Below are 18,712 nucleotides of genomic sequence, written 5' to 3'. Positions count from 1 at the left end.
ATAATCATTGTTGATTATTGATTATATTATATGTAATCTGTGCCAATTTTTCTCATGAATAAGGAAAAGATAATTATTTGACTTAGCGCCACCAATGAGTTCAGCCGCTCACTTCAACATCGAGAGAAATCTCTTAAAAGTTCTTGCAAATGTGTGATTCTATTGTTGCGCAATGGTTGTAGTCTACTGATGAGATAATATTTCTTTAAGTATGAAGTCTAGAGGATTCAGAACATTTTTCAAATATGTGCAATAATTAATCAATCGCAGTAAAAAGCTTATCCAGAATGGAATATGGAGAGTGTATGAAAACTAAGGGAGATAGTACTGGAGAGGTTACCGTTGAGCTAACTCAACTCGCTGAGTGTGATTCAAAGCTTAAGGTAAACAAAGAGCCATCTATTGTTAGATATAGCCAGATTTCTCCAATTATTAAGCCTGATAAATGCGGCAAGAAGAATCTTTATTTTAATCCTTGTCACCCCTTCAAGCACTTAACGGCTAAACAGAAAGAAAGTGCCGCAAATAAAATTGCTGCCCATCTTCATGACAATATTCCAATCACAAAACAAATCAATTCTGGACTCATACCAGCCCCCGCTTCAAAAGGCAGAACAGCAGAAAAACTACAGTTACTCGCTCAAAATAAAATTGTAAGCGCGAAACAAAAAATTGACGAAACCGAAGTCCATAAAATCTATCAGCAATTTATCAATGACATCGAGGATGCTCAAAATAAATTATTTATCAGTAACATTCGCCCTTTTATTCAAATTTCTAAAAAGGATTTACAGGATCTTGATAAATTGTCTCATGCAATCTCAATAAGTCCTTTGTTCAATCCTTATTTTACGTACTCATTAAAATATTCCGTCGGACTATTTGTTAGCTATGAGCAGGAATGGCATCACCTGGGTTATTCACGCGGGGAATTAATAAAAACATTAGAGCTTGCTCCTGGAGAAACCGTAACGCTGGAATATCACTACTGGGATAAATCAATTATTAAAAATGAGAATGAATTATCCACCGAGCTTGAGCTGAAATCGAGCTCGACTGTTACACAGCGGGATACTAAACAAATCTTGGACGAGCTTACAGCTAATAATCAATTGCATCTGAATGGTCATGAGGGAGGAAGCATTAAAATTCCTGATACGCCTATAACCCTGGAAGCTGGTGCTGATGGCGGTATTTCGTCACAACTCCAGCCTCATGTATCAAATACGATAACAAACACCACTGAAAGTGTGATTAATACTGCCAATGATTTTAAGCAAAATAGAAAAGTAAGGATAGAAGAAACCAGAGACTCTGGAATCGAAAACAAACAAACTCGCGTGGTTTCAAATACAAACAGATGTCATACAGTACAATTTAATTATTTTGAAATAATTTCAAATTATACTATTGTCACGCGATTATCAACCATTCGCCCCTGTGTTCTGCTTCCTTATTCTGTAATCTATGAGAATAAACCATTAACGCCCAAGCGCATTAATGACCATTTCATTTTATGTCATGAAAATATTCTCAAAAGCGCGTTATTAGACAAAATATTTCTTCCTGGATTTGAGGCAGCCAAGAAAATTGCGTCATTCAATAAAGTGAAAAAACTCCTTGAGGGTGATTTTGTTCAATCGGGGACTAATCCCACATCAAGCTCCACTTCAACGACTTCAAATTTAGAAAAGGAATTTGCAGAATACAGAAAGCAGATTATCGAGGATTTTAATAAAATTGCAGGTTCACAAAAGCCTTTTGTTGATTTTGCCAAAAGTTTGGATTTAGCAAAAATCGATGACACCGTGACTAAAGTCACCAATTTTATCATTGAACTGCTGAATCATCCGAGCCGTGCAAGACATGTTTTATATCTGATTTCACTATCTATCAAGAATGATGCGATAAATGCTTTAAAGGCACTAAAAAAATCGATGGATGATAATAAACCAGCTGAAAGAGCAATGATCGATTTCTTTGCAAAGGTTGACGAAAATGATTATCAATTCATGGATCCCATTTCAGGAGAAATTTCTAAATTTTTCCAATCTTTTGGGGTTCCAAACGATGCTGCCGATTTTTAGCAGGTGTTGTGGAGTTCTTTTTAAGCACACAGGCAGCAGCTATAGCGGGGGCTGTTATTGGTACCTTGATAGAACCTGGGTTAGGAACTGCAATTGGTGCTGGGATTGGGGCAGCTGTAGGTGCTGGTCTTGAAGTGGGTGGTGGAACATTATTGTCATCACTCAGAGACGACGCCGGTTTACATAATGATGTCGAGGCAGCTCAATCATTCTTTAAAAATACAAAATTATCCCCCACTGGAGCTGTTAATGAAAATCTATCCAGTGATTCACAAGCAGCCCCCTATGTTAAGACAATTGCTGACTTTGTTTCGATTACTGATATTGCAGATGCTAATGTTGAACTGGAGCGATTAATTTGCCATATAAAATGCAACTATGAATACTATAAACAAGCACTCTGGTTAAACAAAGATGCCGATTTCAGAACGAGTAAAGCAAGTCTTACTGAAAGATTTTAAAATTAAAATTAGCAACAGCCGATTTAATTACAAAGGGGTTGCCAGGGGATTTTCAACCCTCGGGGTGACGGGGGGCCTAATGATTTTAAGTGGGGTATTTGAGGCCATTCAATTATTAGAAATACCTGATCAGATAGATGCAATTAAAGAAACTCAAATCGATCCCATTATCGTTGATGTTGCTTTGAAACAAAGCAGGATAAGCGCGCTACTCGATAATAAAAGAAGCAGCTTGCAAGAAATATCATGGGAAGAAGGCAGCGAACTACACTCTACCAATCTTTTAATCGACACAGAAACTGGAAATCTCGCAGCAGTGGTACTTGAAGCGACAGACGATTTGGAGGCCGGGCAAATCGTGGGTATCGGAAGGTCAAGGTTCATCACAGATAATGTTGTCATGAAGTCTAATATTTATAAAGACAATCGCACCAATGATGTTTATTTTCAATCTGAACGAGGAAATTGGCTAGTCATCGGCCCCTCCACAGGTTCATGGGAACTGTTTCCATTTCAATAATTGCTCGTGAAAAACCCGGTTGCAAGCAACTGCTATTTAACTTAGCTGTAGCCTGTTGCTTGCAACCGGGTTGTCTATATAAGCATCGACGACGCCCCCTTATTAAATTTGCTGAAACTCTGTCTCTGGCGATAAAGAGTTATCGTTCTTAGCTGTAGTTTCCTGTGATTGCTTATGAGAAAAGAAGAAGAATTGCAGCTCTTTATGCAGTAATATTTTTTTATTATGCACGTCTAGTCGTGCCGTAATATTTATTTTTGCTCCTTGTACCCGTTTTGCATCATCCTCATCTTCAGGCAACAGGACGGGAAATTGACTTACTGTCTTCAGATAATTTTGAGGAGATTGCCCCTGCTTAATATATTCATCAGCGATCATAGGGTATGCCCAAAAATCTCTAAGATTAAAATTAACGTGATCCTTATTTGCCTGAAGAATTTCATTCACTGTTTCAAAATCACCATGTCGCGCATAAGCCAACATTCGCTCTCCAATGGATAACTCCTGAGCTATTTTAAATAACTCCTGAGAATGGATTATCACATCATTAATAACAGGCGCTAACCCTAATTTCATTGCACAGGCATTAGCAGCTCGAATGTTTGCCGGTGAAAAATAGGCATGAGTAAAATTAAAAAAAATACTAAGGTTTACTTCATTGCCTGCGTGCATAGCTGTAAATAATTCATTCGTATATTTTCCTGTATCATGTTTGATAGCGCTCCCTATTTTAAATTGCCAATCCCCCTGCTCATCTTTAAAAAATAAAATATTTTCCAGACCAACCGTGTCTAAAATGATATTTGTTTTTTGATAAAACTCCCGATAATGATTTAGAAACTCACTCATCACTTCTCGCAGTTGAGCATCACTATCTAAACGTTGCAAAATACCACCGATTCGCTCATCAATATTCACATAATCACTCAGATTAAAACTGTATTGAGAACCATCATGATAAATAAGCGCTTTATTAGCCCTATCAAATAACCCTTTATTATGATTTATTAAGTATGGGTCCAGTTCAGCAGGTTCCATTTTGAAATCAAATTTCACTTTAGACTTGAAACATTTTTGATAGGGAACGATTGACAGTGCAGCGTTCTGAATTTTTTTTCCTGGGAGTAGCACTGGCAGTGTGACATGTTGTTCCCGTATGCATCTTTTCTTTCCATCTCTATCAAAACAATCGTATAAAACAGCATATTTCTTTTCCAACTCTTCAAGCTCTTTAGGATCGGGGTTATGCTTCATCAATTTAATTACAAAAGGAGCATTGGGAAATCGATAAAGCACATGAGTCCCACCCTCAGCAATATGTTCAGCTTTTGTTAAATCAATTGCTCCGGACTCGGTTTTTGGGATGGATTTAACCTGGAGGTCCCTCAAAGCACTCACCCAAGTGTTAACATCATTTTCATCGTGAATTATGTCTTCGGAGTTTTGATAGGAGGTCACTATTTTTCCCTCTACCAAGGTAATTTTATGGTTAATATTAGGTTTTTGAAGCATCTCTCCAGGCTTCACATTAGGATGCATAAAAAAATCACTGCTCTCATTAGGAGCCATCGTTCTCATTGACGTCCATTGACCATTTTCCTTTTTTATCATGGCAAGTACATGCGTTTTTCCAAGCCCGTCAACATACCCAAATACCATCTCTTTCGGCATAGGAATCTTTGAATCGGGAGTATAAGTAAATGTTGCAGTCAGGTCAGAGGAAGTATTGTCAATGGTAACCTCAACTATCCCTGCACTTTCTCCTGTTACAACTAATTTCATAAATTTTGACATTTTCGTTCTCATTTAATCTCGGTATACCGATTATCCCGGCTAAATAATCACTTTTTTGCTTGTTAGGTTAAATTTTACGCAATATTTTCAGTTTATTTCTATTTGTCATCAGTGGCTTATCTTTATTCTGATTATGTTCATGTGATACTCTTGGCGGCCTATTTAAGAACAATGGAGGTTGATGTGAAAATTAGATCGTTCGTTTTTGTAGCTTGTTTTGGTTTGTTATCAACAGCATTTGCAGAAAATCATCACTTTCATGCAAGTGCCGAAACAAATGAAACGACTTTTGCACCGGGTCCCTGTGAGATAGAAATTGTCAATGATAGTTTCGATGATATTAATATCTACGGTCGATTTGATGATGGTACTTATTTGGTCCCCTTTACAATGAAGCGTTGGGGTGAACCAAACTATATCAGTCTTTTCTATTACAATAGCTGTCATGCTGGAATGGATTTTTACATAGAAACAGTTGATGGTAAGCACAAATACAATGGCTTTACTCCTGTTGGAAAGACAATCCGAATTAAAAGCTACTAATTGATAAAGTTCAGCTAAACTCGTTAGAAAGAATTGTACAGATGCTCAAGGGTTGGCAGTTCTTGATTAAAAAAATTGCTGCATTGAGCCATTTTTTTAATCATTAATACGCTTGCTTCCTACGTCGCGCAGCCTGCCCAGGGACGTAGGAATATAAGATCAATGAAGCTGTTGTTACTTCATCAAATTATCGATTAAGCTAATCTCCTCCAAAGGTTCATTCCATATTTTTTGTGTGTTACTTCTACGTTATAATCGGCGTTTCGAAGGGATTAGAACTCAGCAATTCCTCTGTACAAGGAGATTTATTCTATGTTTCGAGCTGCCTGTCATTCCAGGGTGGGATTTAATGTTCGTCGCCGTCGTCCTGCAAGTGTGCTCCATATTACAGATAGCGAAGGCCATGATGCATCCTTTGCCAATTCAATTGCACGCAGTCATATAGTCGAGTTTGATAAACATGGGCAATTAGCATTTCAACCTTCGGCAGTAAATCCTTTTTTTGTTTATGGGGGTGATCTCACAGACCGTGGGGTTGGAGATATGAAATTACTTAAGCAGCTCCTGACTTTCAAAAAACGTTATCCTTCCCGGGTTTTCTTGCTAGCTGGAAATCGGGAAGCGAGTAAAACCCGTTTTCATACCGAATTACATCCAAAACATATTCGTGATCGCCTAATTAAGGGTACGGCCCCTCATTGGCTTCAATCAGCCCCTCATCAACTCCCTTCAGATTACGTCAAAAAGCACATGCTTAAATATGGCAAAACACCTCAGAATTCACAGGAATTAAGTGAGTATGTATACACTTTAAGCACAGAAGACTGTCAACTTATTTATTTAAAGTGGATGCTCGAAGAAAATTTAGGCTGTACCAACACTTTCTCTTATCATGCTCAAGAACTTGCGGCGCAGCTGGGAAAAAAAATTGATGAGATCTCAGAGTCCATGATACTCAATAGTATCATGGACATGACATCCCCCACAGGATTGGTAGGTGAGTATCTTAAGAATGCACAAGCTGCCGTTATTGTACCTAATACTGAAATTTTAGTAGTGCACGGGGGTTTAACTCCTGTCAATATTGGACGCATCCCTGGTATGACGCCTACTGATAAATTGATTTCTGATGCACGCGTGTGGGTAAGTCAATTCAATTATTGGTTTCGATCAGAAGTAAGGAATTGGGCCAACTCTGATCCCGCAACTATTGCATTGCAATTACGTGCCGCAAGTTCTCCATTAGATACGTTTTCGATGACTGTCCCTGCCCCTTTTAGAACGGTAGTCACCGCGTCCATGCTCGATGATCAAAGACGATTTACTGAAGTTTCACCTGAAGTGAGCTCTTATTTAACTAAAAACAAAATCTCTGTAGTTCTCACAGGACATCAACCTTGTGGCGATCATCCCGCAATTTTACGTAGTAATGATGACCAGGTTGTATTCATTAATGGTGATACTGGCTATGCCAATGCTGAAGCCAAAGATCCTCATGACACTCGCGGCCCGGTTACCCATACGCTGCAAATCTTTTCAGAGGATGACAGTACAACGATAAACATCGATGCACGCTTGCTTACTGAAGGCCGTATTTCGACTCAATTGAAAATTGCTCAAGGGAAGGTCATTAGTGAGCATCTTGTGGGTAAATTGCTGCCTGATAATCAATTAGTTCAATGTCAATTACCCAATGGAAATTATCGCATTGCTCATCAACAGGGTTTCACAGTCCGGTACGAAGAGCTAACCCCCGTTGAGGTAGAACAGAAACTCAATCTATCCTCATCCAAACAAATCTCAAAGATGACTTTGTAGCCTGTCAAAGGGATAGGCTACAAAATTATGCTCGCATTGCTAAATACTTATCAATCATTTGTCGTGAAAGACTAATTGGTTTTGGCAACTTAGGAAGCTTATCGAGTGAAAACCATTGCGCATCCTCTAGTTCATTAGTGTCGATTTGAATGTCACCACTGTCGTATTCAGCAATAAAACCCAACATTAAATTACTCTGAAATGGCCAGGGTTGAGATGAAAAATATTGCATATTTTTTACGGTAATTCCTACTTCCTCTTTAACCTCTCGCCGGACAGTCTGCTCAAGCATTTCTCCAGGCTCAACAAATCCGGCCAATGTACTATAGATGCCTGGAAGAAAATGAGGCGAACGAGCCAATAAAATCTCATTATCTCGCCAGATTAGTGCCAACATGACCGGCGAAATTTGTGGGAATATCAACGAGTCACATGAAGAGCAAACTTTTGCACGCTCTTTATCGCTGTATAGAGTTTTTTCACCACAGTACCCACAAAACTGCGTACTTTTATCCCAGTGCAAAAGTTGTTTACTCCTAGAAACAACTTGGAATAACTCATCGTCTTCTAAAGTTTCATGAGCTTGACGAATATGCTGAAACGTCATGTCCTGTGTTAATGCAACAGGCTGTTGACTAATTTGCACCGTAAAACAAGGAATTCCTCTATACATCCCTAAATAAATTTGCCGCTCAATAGTTAGATGCAGTTCATGGATACTTGAAAACTGGGGTATTTTATTATTTTTTAAAAGAATTTCTTCCTCATGAAAAATGAACCAAAATGCAGGGTGACTTAACGACGCAGGAGGATGAATCTGGGAAGTAAATGATATTGTCATAATATAAATCCATAATCAGAAAATAAATATCCAGTTAGCGATTACTACTCTCATAATGCTAATGTTCTGAGAAAATACTCCTTTTATCAATGCCAATGTCCATGAATAAGTTTTTTTTTGCGCAATTAAGTTGCTCCCAAAGATTATAAATGTATATAATGCCCGCGTTGAGAACGCACTGACTAAATAATGGATAAACTGCATATGGAGAGTGTACATATGAATAATAATAAAAAAGGAATTGCATCCCTAATCTGGGTTGTCTTCGTCGATTCAATGGGATGGGGCATCGCCTTCTCCATCTTTGCAGCCCTCTTTTTCAAAAGTCATTCTAATATCATACCCGACACTGTTTCAGAAACTTCAAGATACATGTTGTATGAGTTTTTATTAGCGATTTACAGCGTTTTTATGTTCTTCTTTGCTCCGGTTTTAGGAGGAATTGCTGATCGATACGGTCGTAAACCTGGGTTAAAGATTTCCATGCTAGGTTTAACAATGGGCTTTATTTTGAGTGCATTGGGTTGTTATTGGAGTAGTATTTGGTTTTTAATTTTAGGCCGTATTATTTCAGGAATGACTGCGGGTTCTTTATCAGTAGCACAAGCTGCCGCAGTTGATATTAGTACACCACAAAACAAATCATTTTATCTTTCAATTTTAATGTTATCAAATTGCTTAGGCTTTTCTTTAGGTCCCATTTTAGGTGGTGCACTCATGCATTTCAATGTAGGCCCAATTGGAGCTTCTACATTCTTAATTGGGGCTATAATGAGTGCGATTGGATTTTTAAGTATTCAATTATTTTTTAAAGAAACCTATGTCCCGCAAAAATCCAAAGATCAGTTCAATCTGATAAAAGATTTTGCAAATATCAAAATTGCCTTTAGTAAACCCCTATTAAGTAATTATTTACAAGCCGTCTTATTTTCCATGGTTGCTTTTGGTTTGTTCTTTTCGGATATCCCCGTATTTTTGAGTCGATATTTTCCTGCTCAAAACTCTTCTACAGATTTCATATTAAGTTTCGAAGCGATTATTTTCTCACTCACTTTAATGTTTGGTGGCAAGTATCTCTTTGATTACTTTGAAAAAATAAAAGTCGTATTCTTTACTCTGGTTATTCAGCTACTCGCTTACCTTTTTATATCCCTTGGCATTCAATCTTTTGCATTAAACGTGCTTTTGTTTACTTGTATCTCAGCATTTACAGGGCTGATGTACATAGCACTGTTAACTCTAATTTCAGACACAACAGAAAGTGATTGGCAAGGTCGTGTAATGGGTGTTGTAGCTGCTTTGTCTTCAGTAACTTGGGGTGTAGGTCCTTTGCTAACTGGCGGCTTGAATTTCTATGGTGCTGGCATCGCGTTTTTATTTTGCGCGTTGCTAATCATCATCAGCATTCTAGCTCTACGCAAATCTTTGGCAAAAAATAAGGACATTAAGTTCGCTAGTGCCAGCCAATAGTTTTTAACTGGCACTTAATACCTCGAGAAATGCGAATCCTTTGAGTCCTGATTGCTTTACAAGGAGAGGTTTAAATTGTCATTAAATAATAAACAATTAGAAGAGTTCGGCATTGAAAAGTCCTCTTTGCCGGCCGGGAAATATTCTAAAATTATTTATGATTATAGGGCTCTAGAAACGCTATCTTATGAATTCAAAACCTTATGTCAGTTATTTGAGGAACAAGTTGCCAGAGCACCCAATAATATAGCTATTGAGTATAAAGATGTTGTTCTTAGCTTTGCAGAACTTAATCAACTATCCAATCAATTAGCACGATATATTAGAAAGCAATATAAATCTGTAACCCAGGAAGAATTAAAACCAGATACACTGATTCCTATCAGTGTGGGACGAAGTGCTGACTTTCTTATAGGAATTCTAGGGATATTAAAAGCGGGTGGCGCTTACGTCCCTATTAATCCAGATTATCCGACTAATCGTATTCAACATATTTTGACTGATATTAACAGCAAAATTATTTTAACTGGGAATCAATCATCCGAGCAGTTTAAAAATAATCATGGTGATCTTCAGCAAATTGTCCTTGATGAGCGCTTATTTTTAAAAGAATCCACCGAAAATTTATATATTCAACTTAGTCCTACCGATTTAGCCTATGTTATTTATACTTCTGGAAGTTCTGGTGCCCCAAAAGGAGTATTGGCACAACATGCTAACGTTATCTCACAAGTCATTTGTGCCAATTATTTTTACGCCGATGAATCAGACACAATGGCATTTTTCTCTGATGTGTCATTTGATTCAACAACCTTTGAGCTTTGGGGTTCATTATTAAATGGTGCACGCTTATTTATCCCTGATAATTTTTTCGAGCTGTTGTCTAACCCCATACTATTTAAAGAAACTATAGATAAAAAAAATCTTACTATTCTTCTCATCACAAGAGCTTTATTTGACTTACTGTATACACTTGATGAAACCGTATTTGCTCCATTAAAATTTTTATTGGTCGGCGGGGAAGCGTTAACTAAAAATATAATGCTCAATTTGATGAACTCCCCTTATAAGCCAAAAAATTTGATTAATGCCTATGGCCCTACTGAAAACTGTACCTTTTGCACAACTTATCCAATTAATGAAGATTTTAGTTTATTAAACTCAGTACCTATAGGGAAACCGTATTCAAATCGAGTAGGCTTTGTTGTTGATAAACATCTTCAACTGGTACCCATTGGCATTATCGGTGAAATTTACGTTGGCGGACCTAGTTTATCTAGAGGCTATTTAAATAAGCCCGACCTCACCGAGGAGCGATTTATTACGAATCCTTTTTTTCTCCAAAGTGGCGAACGGTATCCTCGCATTTATAAAACCAGTGACTTGGTGAAATGGTTACCCAATGGCAACCTTGAATATGCTGGCCGTAATGACTTTCAGGTGAAGCTACGCGGATACAGAATTGAATTAGCAGAAATAGAAACCAAGATCCTTGAATATCCTGGAATAAAACATAGCGTTGTGCTACTTCACAAAAACGAAAATCTCTCCTTTTTAGTGGGTTACTATGTCGCCGACAATACAGTGGATGATAATCTGCTTCGTCATCATTTAGCAGCAATTCTACCGGATTATATGATCCCAAGTATCTTCATTTATTTAGATACTTTACCCGTTACCACGAATGGCAAATTAGATAGAAAGGCCTTGCCTGCTCCGGAATTTCAAGCTGAGGACACTGCTGAGGCTTTAGATAAATCAGCATCAGTTGAGGATACCATTTCTAAAATTTGGTCGAGAATTTTGAATTTTAGTAATTTTGGAAAAGACGAATCATTTTTTAATTTAGGGGGTAACTCCCTGGCTGCGATGATGGTTCGCAAAGAACTTGAAGATGCCTTTGCTATAAAACTTAACATTGTTGAATTGTTTCAATATACCACCCTAACCCAACTCACTGAGCGAATTTCGACACTTATTCAGTCGACTAATACAAAGAAACAAGGCAAACAAGAAAAACCAAGCCTTGAGCTGCAACAATCAGTGACAGAACAGAGATTCAACGAACCTATTGCTGTTGTGGGAATGGCATGTCGGATTCCAGGAGCAAACGATCCTGAGTCTTTTTGGAATCTTCTAATTCATGAAGAAACTAATTTGCGACAATTATCATCTGAAGAATTGAAAGCCAACTCCGTCAGTGACGCATTCATTTCCAGTGATTCCTATGTAAAGCGAGGGGCGATTTTTGAGAACCCTTTTAGTTTTGATGCAAATTTTTTCGGGTACTCAGTAAAAGATGCTGAAGTTATGGATCCTCAGCAGCGCCAATTTTTAGAGTGTGCCTGGGAAGCTTTAGAGTTTAGTGGCAATGTCCCGGAAAAATTTAAAGGTGATATTGCAGTTTTTGCGACACAAGGAAGAAATGATTATTTTATGAACCATATTTATGGCTCGCCGATCGCACAAACCAGTTTATTTCAAGCTATTTTGGGAAATGAAAAAGATTTTTTAAGTACCAAAGTATCTTACAAATTAAATTTGACTGGACCAAGTATCACCTTACAAACGGCTTGTTCGAGCTCACTTGTTTCAGTACAAATGGCCTGTGAAAGTCTTAAAACCCATAGTTCAGATATGGCACTAGCAGGCGGCGTTTCGCTCTTTTATAACTATGGTTATGAATATCAAGACGATATGATTGAATCGCCTGATGGTTACTGCCGCGCCTTTGATGCCCGTGCTAAAGGGACTGTTGTCACCAGTGGTGTGGGTGTTGTTGTTTTAAAGCGCCTGAGTGATGCAATTGCAGAGAAAGATACTATTTATGCAATCATTAAGGGAGGAGCTATCAATAATGATGGTTCCTCTAAAATGGCGTTTACAGCTCCAAGTGTCGAAGGACAATCTGCTGTCATTGAAAAAGCACTTAAAAATGCGAATCTTTCTGCGGATCAAATTAGTTACATTGAGGCTCACGGTACAGGCACCCAGTTGGGTGACCCCATCGAATGGACAGCACTTCACAATGTGTATCAAAAATACACACAACAACAAGGTAAGTGCATCATTGGCTCCGTTAAAACTAACATAGGTCATACTGATTCTGCGGCCGGTGTTTTTGGGTTAATGAAGACTGTTTTTGCTTTAAAGAATAAAGTGATTCCAGCCACGTTGAATTTTGAAAAACTAAACCCTGAGATTGCATCATTTAATAAATTATTTACAGTGTCGAATCAGACATTGCAATGGGAAACTAACGGAACTCCTCTTCGCGCGGCGGTAAGTTCATTTGGGCTAGGTGGAACTAATGCTCATATCATTTTAGAAGAATATAACGAAGACGAATCAGGGCATGACTTAAATCAAGAGAATAAGGACACTTATTTCTTAGTTCCTTTTTCAGCCAAAAATCGAGAATCACTGTATCTAATGGCTAATAAGTTAAAAAACCACATTGATACGACTGAAATGATAAACCTCAATAATCTTGCATTCACTGCTCAACAAGGACGCGCTGAATTTAAAGAAAGAGGATTTTTCATCGTCAGCACTAATTTACAAAAAGACAATAGCCTGATTAGTTTGTCCTATCTTCATGAGGGTGATTCTCATGAAAAACCACAAGTTATTTTTGTGGTGTCTGACTTTATCGCTAAATCCTTAACTCAATACGAAAGCCTTTATAATAAATATCCTGAATTTAAAGAGACGCTTGATTCTTGTGCTGTCATTATCCAGGACGAGTACCATATCGATATTAAAAAACCCTGCAATAATAATGTTGACGTTGAATTACATTCGAAACTTACCTCTTTTTCAATTCAATATGCTTTGTTTCAATTAATCGTTTCAACAAAAATAGACGCTCATGGATTACTTACCCAAGGTAATGGTGCTTACTTAGCTGCCGTTATTTTAGGTGCTTGCTCTTTCAAAGAGGCATTACCTCTCTTGTTATCCCATGAAGATAATGAACACAACCTATCCATAAAATCTTCAGAGTCAACAATTAAACTGTATACCAGTAAAAATGATTTGTTGACGGAAAAAGACCAGTCTCAGTTTATTTTTGTTGAGCTTGGCACGTGCTCTAACTTAGACCAAGATACAGTAAATGCAATGAGTGCCCACCCGACAAAAGATCAATGCGCTGAAGTGGCCTTTTTAAGAGCGATTGGTTGGTTATGGTCTAATGGCTCCCCTATTTTCTGGGACAATATCAATCCTTCATCAGCCCATTCAAGAAAAACACGTATTCCAACGTATTGCTTTACAAAAAAACACTATGAGATTGAAAAAGTTAAAACCCGTGCTGCATCGACTCAGGACGAAAATACATCAGCTAATGCAGATTTATCCATGGAAGAACAGTTGAAAGATATGTGGTCAAAAGTTCTCGGCGTTTCTGCAGGCGAACTTAGCAAAAATTCCCATTTCCTAGAGTTAGGTGGTGACTCCTTGTCATTTATTGACTTACTCAAACACATTAAAACGTCATTTCTCATTGATATGAATTTCGAAGAAGTCGTCCAAAACAATGAATTTGGAGAAATGCTTAATTACATTAGTACAAAAAAGGTGACTCATGCCTGAATTAGTTTTTGCAAATAGACACGATCTGGAAGTACAAAAATATGACCTTTCTATTGGCCAGAAAGAATTATGGTTTATTCACTCCATGGATGGTGCAGCCAAAACGGCATATAACGAGCATTTAATTTATACGCTGAAAGGGTTCCTTTCCGTCAATAGCCTAAAAAAAGCATTTCAGGCGTTACTCGATAAACATCCGATATTACGCACTTCGTTTGCCAAAGATTCGGAAGGTAATATTTCTCAACTATTGCACCCAAATGCAGGGTTGGATTTTACGGTAACCAATGACATCGGCACTGGAGAACTTGAGGAATATATTACGCAACAAATTAGCAAGCCCTTCGATTTGAATCATGCTCCTTTGATGCGCGTATCACTCGTTAAACTAAGTGATACTGCGTTTACTTTGATTATAATTCTTCATCACATTATTACTGATGGCACATCATTCTCTATTCTTATTAACGACTTGAATCAGTGTTATAACCAGGCACTGCGTGGTGAGGCAATCCAACAATCAGAAACTAAAGCATCCTATTTTGAGCACATCCATACTGAGCAGACGCATTTTTTATCCCCAGCTTACCGCGAAAAAGTTAATGCCGTTGCCGATTCGCTAAAAGGGTACTCTGGGTTAAATTTTTTAACGACGCCTCAGGGAAAAGAGAAGCTTGATATTTTTTCAGGTAATCGTGTTTATTTTAAGCTCGACCAAGCAACCTGCAGCAAAATGAATGAGTTTGCACAAGCACATCGAATGACTTTGTTTCACATTCTTTATGCTGCTTACTGCATTTTTCTAAGCCAATATACACGTAGCCAAGATATCCTTGTGGGTGTCCCCTTTGCAAACAGAGAACATGATCTTGAACGACAGATTATGGGATATTTTATCAATACCCTCCCTGTTAGAATCACCTTAAAAGAAGAGGAAAGCTTTTTTGAACTGCTTACACGCGTCAAATCGCTTATTTTTTCCTCTCTTTGCAAACAAGAAGTCGCATTTGAACACATTGCTCCCCAATTACATTTACCCAGAAAAGCTTCGGGGCAACATCCGATCATTCAAACCATGTTTGTGTGGGCTAATACAGGAAAAGTAAAACTGATGCTAGAAGGGATAAGTGCCCAACAAGAGCATCATCATTTCTGTAAAACGGCGAAGTTTGATCTTTCTCTGTTTATGCTGGAAGAAAGTAAAGACAATATCATTGCTTATATCGAATACAGAGATGCCTTATTTGAACAAGAAATTATTGAGCGTCTTGCGAGTAGTTTTACTATTTTATTGAAAAATATTCTTAATAATCCCGAGGGACTCGTTCAATCATTTAGCTTACTAGATGTCGCTGAAAAGCAGCGTATGAAAGAAAAATTTTTTACTGCGAAGCTTGACCGAGTTGTAACCACATCACTTAATGAATTGTTTACAGAGACTGTCTCTCGTCATCCCAAAGAAATTGGTTTGATTTTCGGGTCTAATCACTATGACTACGAAACGATTGAAGAGCGTAGCAATCAGTGGGCCTTTTACATCAGAAAGCAATATAAACAACTTTATGGTCGTGAGTTATCAGGGGATACTTTAGTCGCTTTATGTGTCGATAGAAATGAAGACATGATTTTTGGTATGCTCGGCATCCTCAAAGCAGGTGCTGCCTATGTACCTGTTGATCCAAAATACCCTCAAGAGCGAATCAATTACATCATTAATCACAGTCAAGCATCGCTCTTATTAACGCACCGAGTACATGATGCCCTGAGTCTTGATTTTGCTGCTGAACGCATTATTTATATGGATGATGAGCGTATTCATACGTCACCCCATTTTGTGAATCGACCACTAGAACACAAAGTCAATCCCAAAGATTTAGCCTATGTTCTTTATACCTCAGGATCGACTGGCAAACCCAAAGGGGTGGGTGTTTCACACGAAAATATCATCTGTTTATTTGAGTCCTTAAAAAAACAATTTGAATTTTCAACTCACGATGTGTGGAGCCTCTTCCATACCTTTTGTTTCGATATTTCCGTTTGGGAAATTTGGGGAGCCTTTTTATTTGGTGGAACTTTGTTAGTGATTCCCTATGAGGTTACACGAGATACCAAGAAATTTTACCAACTCATCGAATCTGAAAAGGTGAGTGTTTTGACTCAAACTGCCTCGGCATTTCAAATGTTTATCAACGAAGATATGCGCTCCAATAAAAAACTTGAGCATTTAAGGTATGTTTCTTTCGTTGGAGAATCCCTAAAGGTATCCATTCTAAGACCCTGGGTGGCAAAATATGGAGTGGATAAACCTCGTTTGGCGAATATGTATGGGATTACCGAAACAACGGTATATACCAATAATAAATTTGTAAACCAATCCGACATCGATAAGGGAAGAGACAATATTGGCTGGCCCCTTGAAGAGTTTAGCATGTGTGTGATGGATGATAGTTTACAATGGTGTCCAGTTGGGATTGTAGGAGAAATTTGCATTGGTGGGCGCGGTCTTTCAAGAGGCTATCTCTATCGAGATGATTTGACTCAGGAAAAATTTATTAAAGATCCCTATGCGTCGTTTCTAGGATTGCCAGAGGATACACGTTTATACCGAACAGGGGATTTAGGACGGTGGATGGACGATGGTTCTATTGAATATTTAGGCAGAAAGGATTTTCAAATAAAATTACGTGGTTTTCGCATCGAACTAGGGGAAATCGAATCAACGCTTGGCAGTTATCCTGGTATCACTCACACCGCTGTCTTGCTGAAGGGTGGAGGTGACAGTGCATATTTAGCCGCCTATTACACAGTAAAGGTTGGAGACTATATCGATGTAGCTAATCTTAAAAGCCATCTTAAATCATTTTTACCAGAATATATGGTACCTGCTACTTTTACTGAACTTGAATCATTCCCTATGACAGTGAATGGTAAAATCGATAGAAAAGCACTTAATGCAGTTGAAGATAATATCAGCATTGAGAAAAATGTGATCGCTTTAAGTACCTCGCTTGAATTCGAGATTGCTTCGATTTGGGCAGAAATTTTAAAAATGAATAGCCAGGATCTTGGAGCATCTTCCAATTTCTTTGAGTGTGGCGGAAACTCCTTATTGGTTGTCAAAATGCTTACTGTAGTAAGTAACAAAATCGGCAAAGAGTTATCACTGAGCCAATTTATTGCAATGCCTACTATCGCTACCTTAGCGGCGCAAATTGAATCAAACATTGATCCAAAACAACGCATGCACTTGTTTAAGGAGCAGTTACAAACTGATATACGTCTTGCTCCTGAAATTAAGCCTTTGCCAGCAACAAATTCATACATTCACGATCCAAAGGCAATTTTACTGACTGGTGCTGCAGGATTTGTTGGTGCACACTTGATCAATGAGCTCATTGAAAAAACCAATGCTACCGTTTATTGCCTGATAAGAGCTTCAAATGTTGAAGAGGCGTTAAAACGATTAATTGGCAAGCTAAAAAAATATAATCTTGAACCTAGTCTCCAAACTACGCGGATAGTCCCTGTATTAGGTGACTTAAGCGCTCCAAAATTGGGTTTATCGGAGAGGGATTATGAGCAATTAACTCAAGAAATTGATGCCATATTTCATGTAGGAGCCTGGGTACATCATGTTTTTGATTACAATACACTCTATAAAACCAACGTCCAATCCGTAAATGAAATTCTTAAAATGGCAGTTTGTCGTAAAAACAAAGCCATACATTTTATTTCAACATTGGCAACGGTTTTAATTTCTCCAATTGAACGCATTCATTCAATAGCTCCTGATTCCATCGATGCCTATTTAAACATGAATGGTTATCTCACAACAAAATGGGTTGCTGAGCAATTATTAAAAGAAGCCTCTTCTAGAGGTATTGTCGCTCATGTCTATCGCCCAGGTAATGTTGTTTCAGGAAACCATGGCGTTTATGAAGCAGAATCAAATCATACCTTATTAAGACTTAAAGGAATGTTGCAGCTTCGACAAGGCTTTGTCATGAATCAAGAAAGGGTAGAAATGATGCCCGTTGACTTATTAGCTTCCGCAATTATTGAAATTGCCAAAGACCCACAGCTCTTTGCATACAATTTAAATAATGCAAAATCCATATCTTGGTTTGATTATTTAAAAGTCGCTCAAAATAAAGGTTATCTATTTGACTTTATTTCTGATAAGGAAAAATGGAATCAACTCATTAGTAACTTGGATGAACAAAACGCATTGTATAAATTATCTCACTTGTACAAGCTTAACTCCTCTGCTGATAATGAGTACCAGGAAGAGCTTCTAATCACACCGGATTATACCATTGAAACGCCTTCTTATTTGGAGATGATAGAACAGCAATTATCATCCCTTATTGAAAATGGTTTCCTGGAAAAACCTCCTGTTATTTCTGTTTAGTCAAAAACTATATCAAAAACTATAAAGGTTAAACTTCGTAATCCGGATGCCAAGCAACACCTGGATTACGAAGTTTTTTCTTTACTCTATTGCCCCTTAAAAATTAGACGCATTAAGTTTTTTATTCATCATTTATTGGTGTATTTGATTTGAATTTAATTTATACTTGGC

10 protein-coding genes are annotated in these 18,712 nt (G+C 37.9%); 8 read left to right on the top strand and 2 right to left on the bottom strand.

Annotated elements, in window-relative coordinates; translation table 11 throughout:
* Nucleotides 1–305 precede the first annotated feature (305 nt).
* The 3 genes from LHA_RS02390 to LHA_RS02380 all read left to right on the top strand — a co-directional run bounded on the left by LHA_RS02390 (nucleotide 306) and on the right by LHA_RS02380 (nucleotide 3,068).
* A complete protein-coding gene (locus LHA_RS02390; RefSeq protein WP_045105122.1) occupies nucleotides 306–2,087 on the top strand; it encodes a hypothetical protein in 1,782 nt (593 codons plus the stop codon).
* Nucleotides 2,088–2,095: 8 nt separating this feature from the next.
* Nucleotides 2,096–2,548, top strand: coding sequence for a hypothetical protein (locus LHA_RS02385; RefSeq protein WP_045105121.1), 453 nt, complete (start codon nucleotides 2,096–2,098; stop codon nucleotides 2,546–2,548).
* A 79-nt stretch (nucleotides 2,549–2,627) separates the two neighbouring features.
* On the top strand, nucleotides 2,628–3,068 hold the full coding sequence (locus tag LHA_RS02380) for a hypothetical protein (RefSeq protein ID WP_045105120.1): 441 nt from the start codon (nucleotides 2,628–2,630) through the stop codon (nucleotides 3,066–3,068).
* 102 nt (nucleotides 3,069–3,170) lie between these two features.
* Here LHA_RS02380 and LHA_RS02375 read toward each other — a convergent pair whose 3' ends face one another.
* On the bottom strand, nucleotides 3,171–4,862 hold the full coding sequence (locus LHA_RS02375) for a hypothetical protein (RefSeq protein ID WP_052673559.1): 1,692 nt from the start codon (nucleotides 4,860–4,862) through the stop codon (nucleotides 3,171–3,173).
* 183 nt (nucleotides 4,863–5,045) lie between these two features.
* On the opposite strand from LHA_RS02375, the gene LHA_RS02370 reads away from it, so the two are divergent.
* Nucleotides 5,046–5,405 (top strand): hypothetical protein, encoded by a 360-nt coding sequence (locus LHA_RS02370; protein ID WP_045105119.1) that lies wholly within the window; start codon nucleotides 5,046–5,048, stop codon nucleotides 5,403–5,405.
* A gap of 312 nt (nucleotides 5,406–5,717) precedes the next feature.
* Complete coding sequence (locus LHA_RS02365) at nucleotides 5,718–7,223, top strand: metallophosphoesterase (protein ID WP_045105118.1); 1,506 nt, start codon at nucleotides 5,718–5,720, stop codon at nucleotides 7,221–7,223.
* Nucleotides 7,224–7,248: 25 nt separating this feature from the next.
* On the opposite strand, the gene nudC is transcribed toward LHA_RS02365, so the two are convergent.
* Nucleotides 7,249–8,064, bottom strand: coding sequence for an NAD(+) diphosphatase (gene nudC / locus LHA_RS02360; RefSeq protein ID WP_045105117.1), 816 nt, complete (start codon nucleotides 8,062–8,064; stop codon nucleotides 7,249–7,251).
* A gap of 219 nt (nucleotides 8,065–8,283) precedes the next feature.
* Here nudC and LHA_RS02355 point away from each other — a divergent pair, with 219 nt between their 5' ends.
* From LHA_RS02355 to LHA_RS15900, 3 genes are all read left to right on the top strand, one after another.
* Complete coding sequence (locus LHA_RS02355; protein ID WP_045105116.1) at nucleotides 8,284–9,534, top strand: MFS transporter; 1,251 nt, start codon at nucleotides 8,284–8,286, stop codon at nucleotides 9,532–9,534.
* Between the two features lie 75 nt (nucleotides 9,535–9,609).
* Nucleotides 9,610–14,130 (top strand): amino acid adenylation domain-containing protein, encoded by a 4,521-nt coding sequence (locus LHA_RS02350; protein ID WP_052673558.1) that lies wholly within the window; start codon nucleotides 9,610–9,612, stop codon nucleotides 14,128–14,130.
* Nucleotides 14,123–18,541, top strand: a complete 4,419-nt coding sequence (locus tag LHA_RS15900) for a non-ribosomal peptide synthetase family protein (protein ID WP_052673557.1) — start codon at nucleotides 14,123–14,125, stop codon at nucleotides 18,539–18,541. The genes LHA_RS02350 and LHA_RS15900 overlap by 8 nt, the downstream gene beginning before the upstream one ends.
* Nucleotides 18,542–18,712: the final 171 nt, after the last annotated feature.

It is taken from the genome of Legionella hackeliae (assembly GCF_000953655.1).
In the GTDB taxonomy this organism is placed as follows: Bacteria; Pseudomonadota; Gammaproteobacteria; order Legionellales; family Legionellaceae; genus Tatlockia; species Tatlockia hackeliae.
This window is presented reverse-complemented; position numbering and strand designations above follow the sequence as displayed.

Coding starts and splice junctions, on each gene's coding strand:
- LHA_RS02390 (WP_045105122.1), top strand. CDS start 306: ATGAAAACTAAGGGAGATAGTACTGGAGAGGTTACCGTTGAGCTAACT.
- LHA_RS02380 (WP_045105120.1), top strand. CDS start 2,628: ATGATTTTAAGTGGGGTATTTGAGGCCATTCAATTATTAGAAATACCT.
- LHA_RS02375 (WP_052673559.1), bottom strand. CDS start 4,862: ATGTCAAAATTTATGAAATTAGTTGTAACAGGAGAAAGTGCAGGGATA.
- LHA_RS02365 (WP_045105118.1), top strand. CDS start 5,718: ATGTTTCGAGCTGCCTGTCATTCCAGGGTGGGATTTAATGTTCGTCGC.
- nudC (WP_045105117.1), bottom strand. CDS start 8,064: ATGACAATATCATTTACTTCCCAGATTCATCCTCCTGCGTCGTTAAGT.
- LHA_RS02355 (WP_045105116.1), top strand. CDS start 8,284: ATGAATAATAATAAAAAAGGAATTGCATCCCTAATCTGGGTTGTCTTC.
- LHA_RS15900 (WP_052673557.1), top strand. CDS start 14,123: ATGCCTGAATTAGTTTTTGCAAATAGACACGATCTGGAAGTACAAAAA.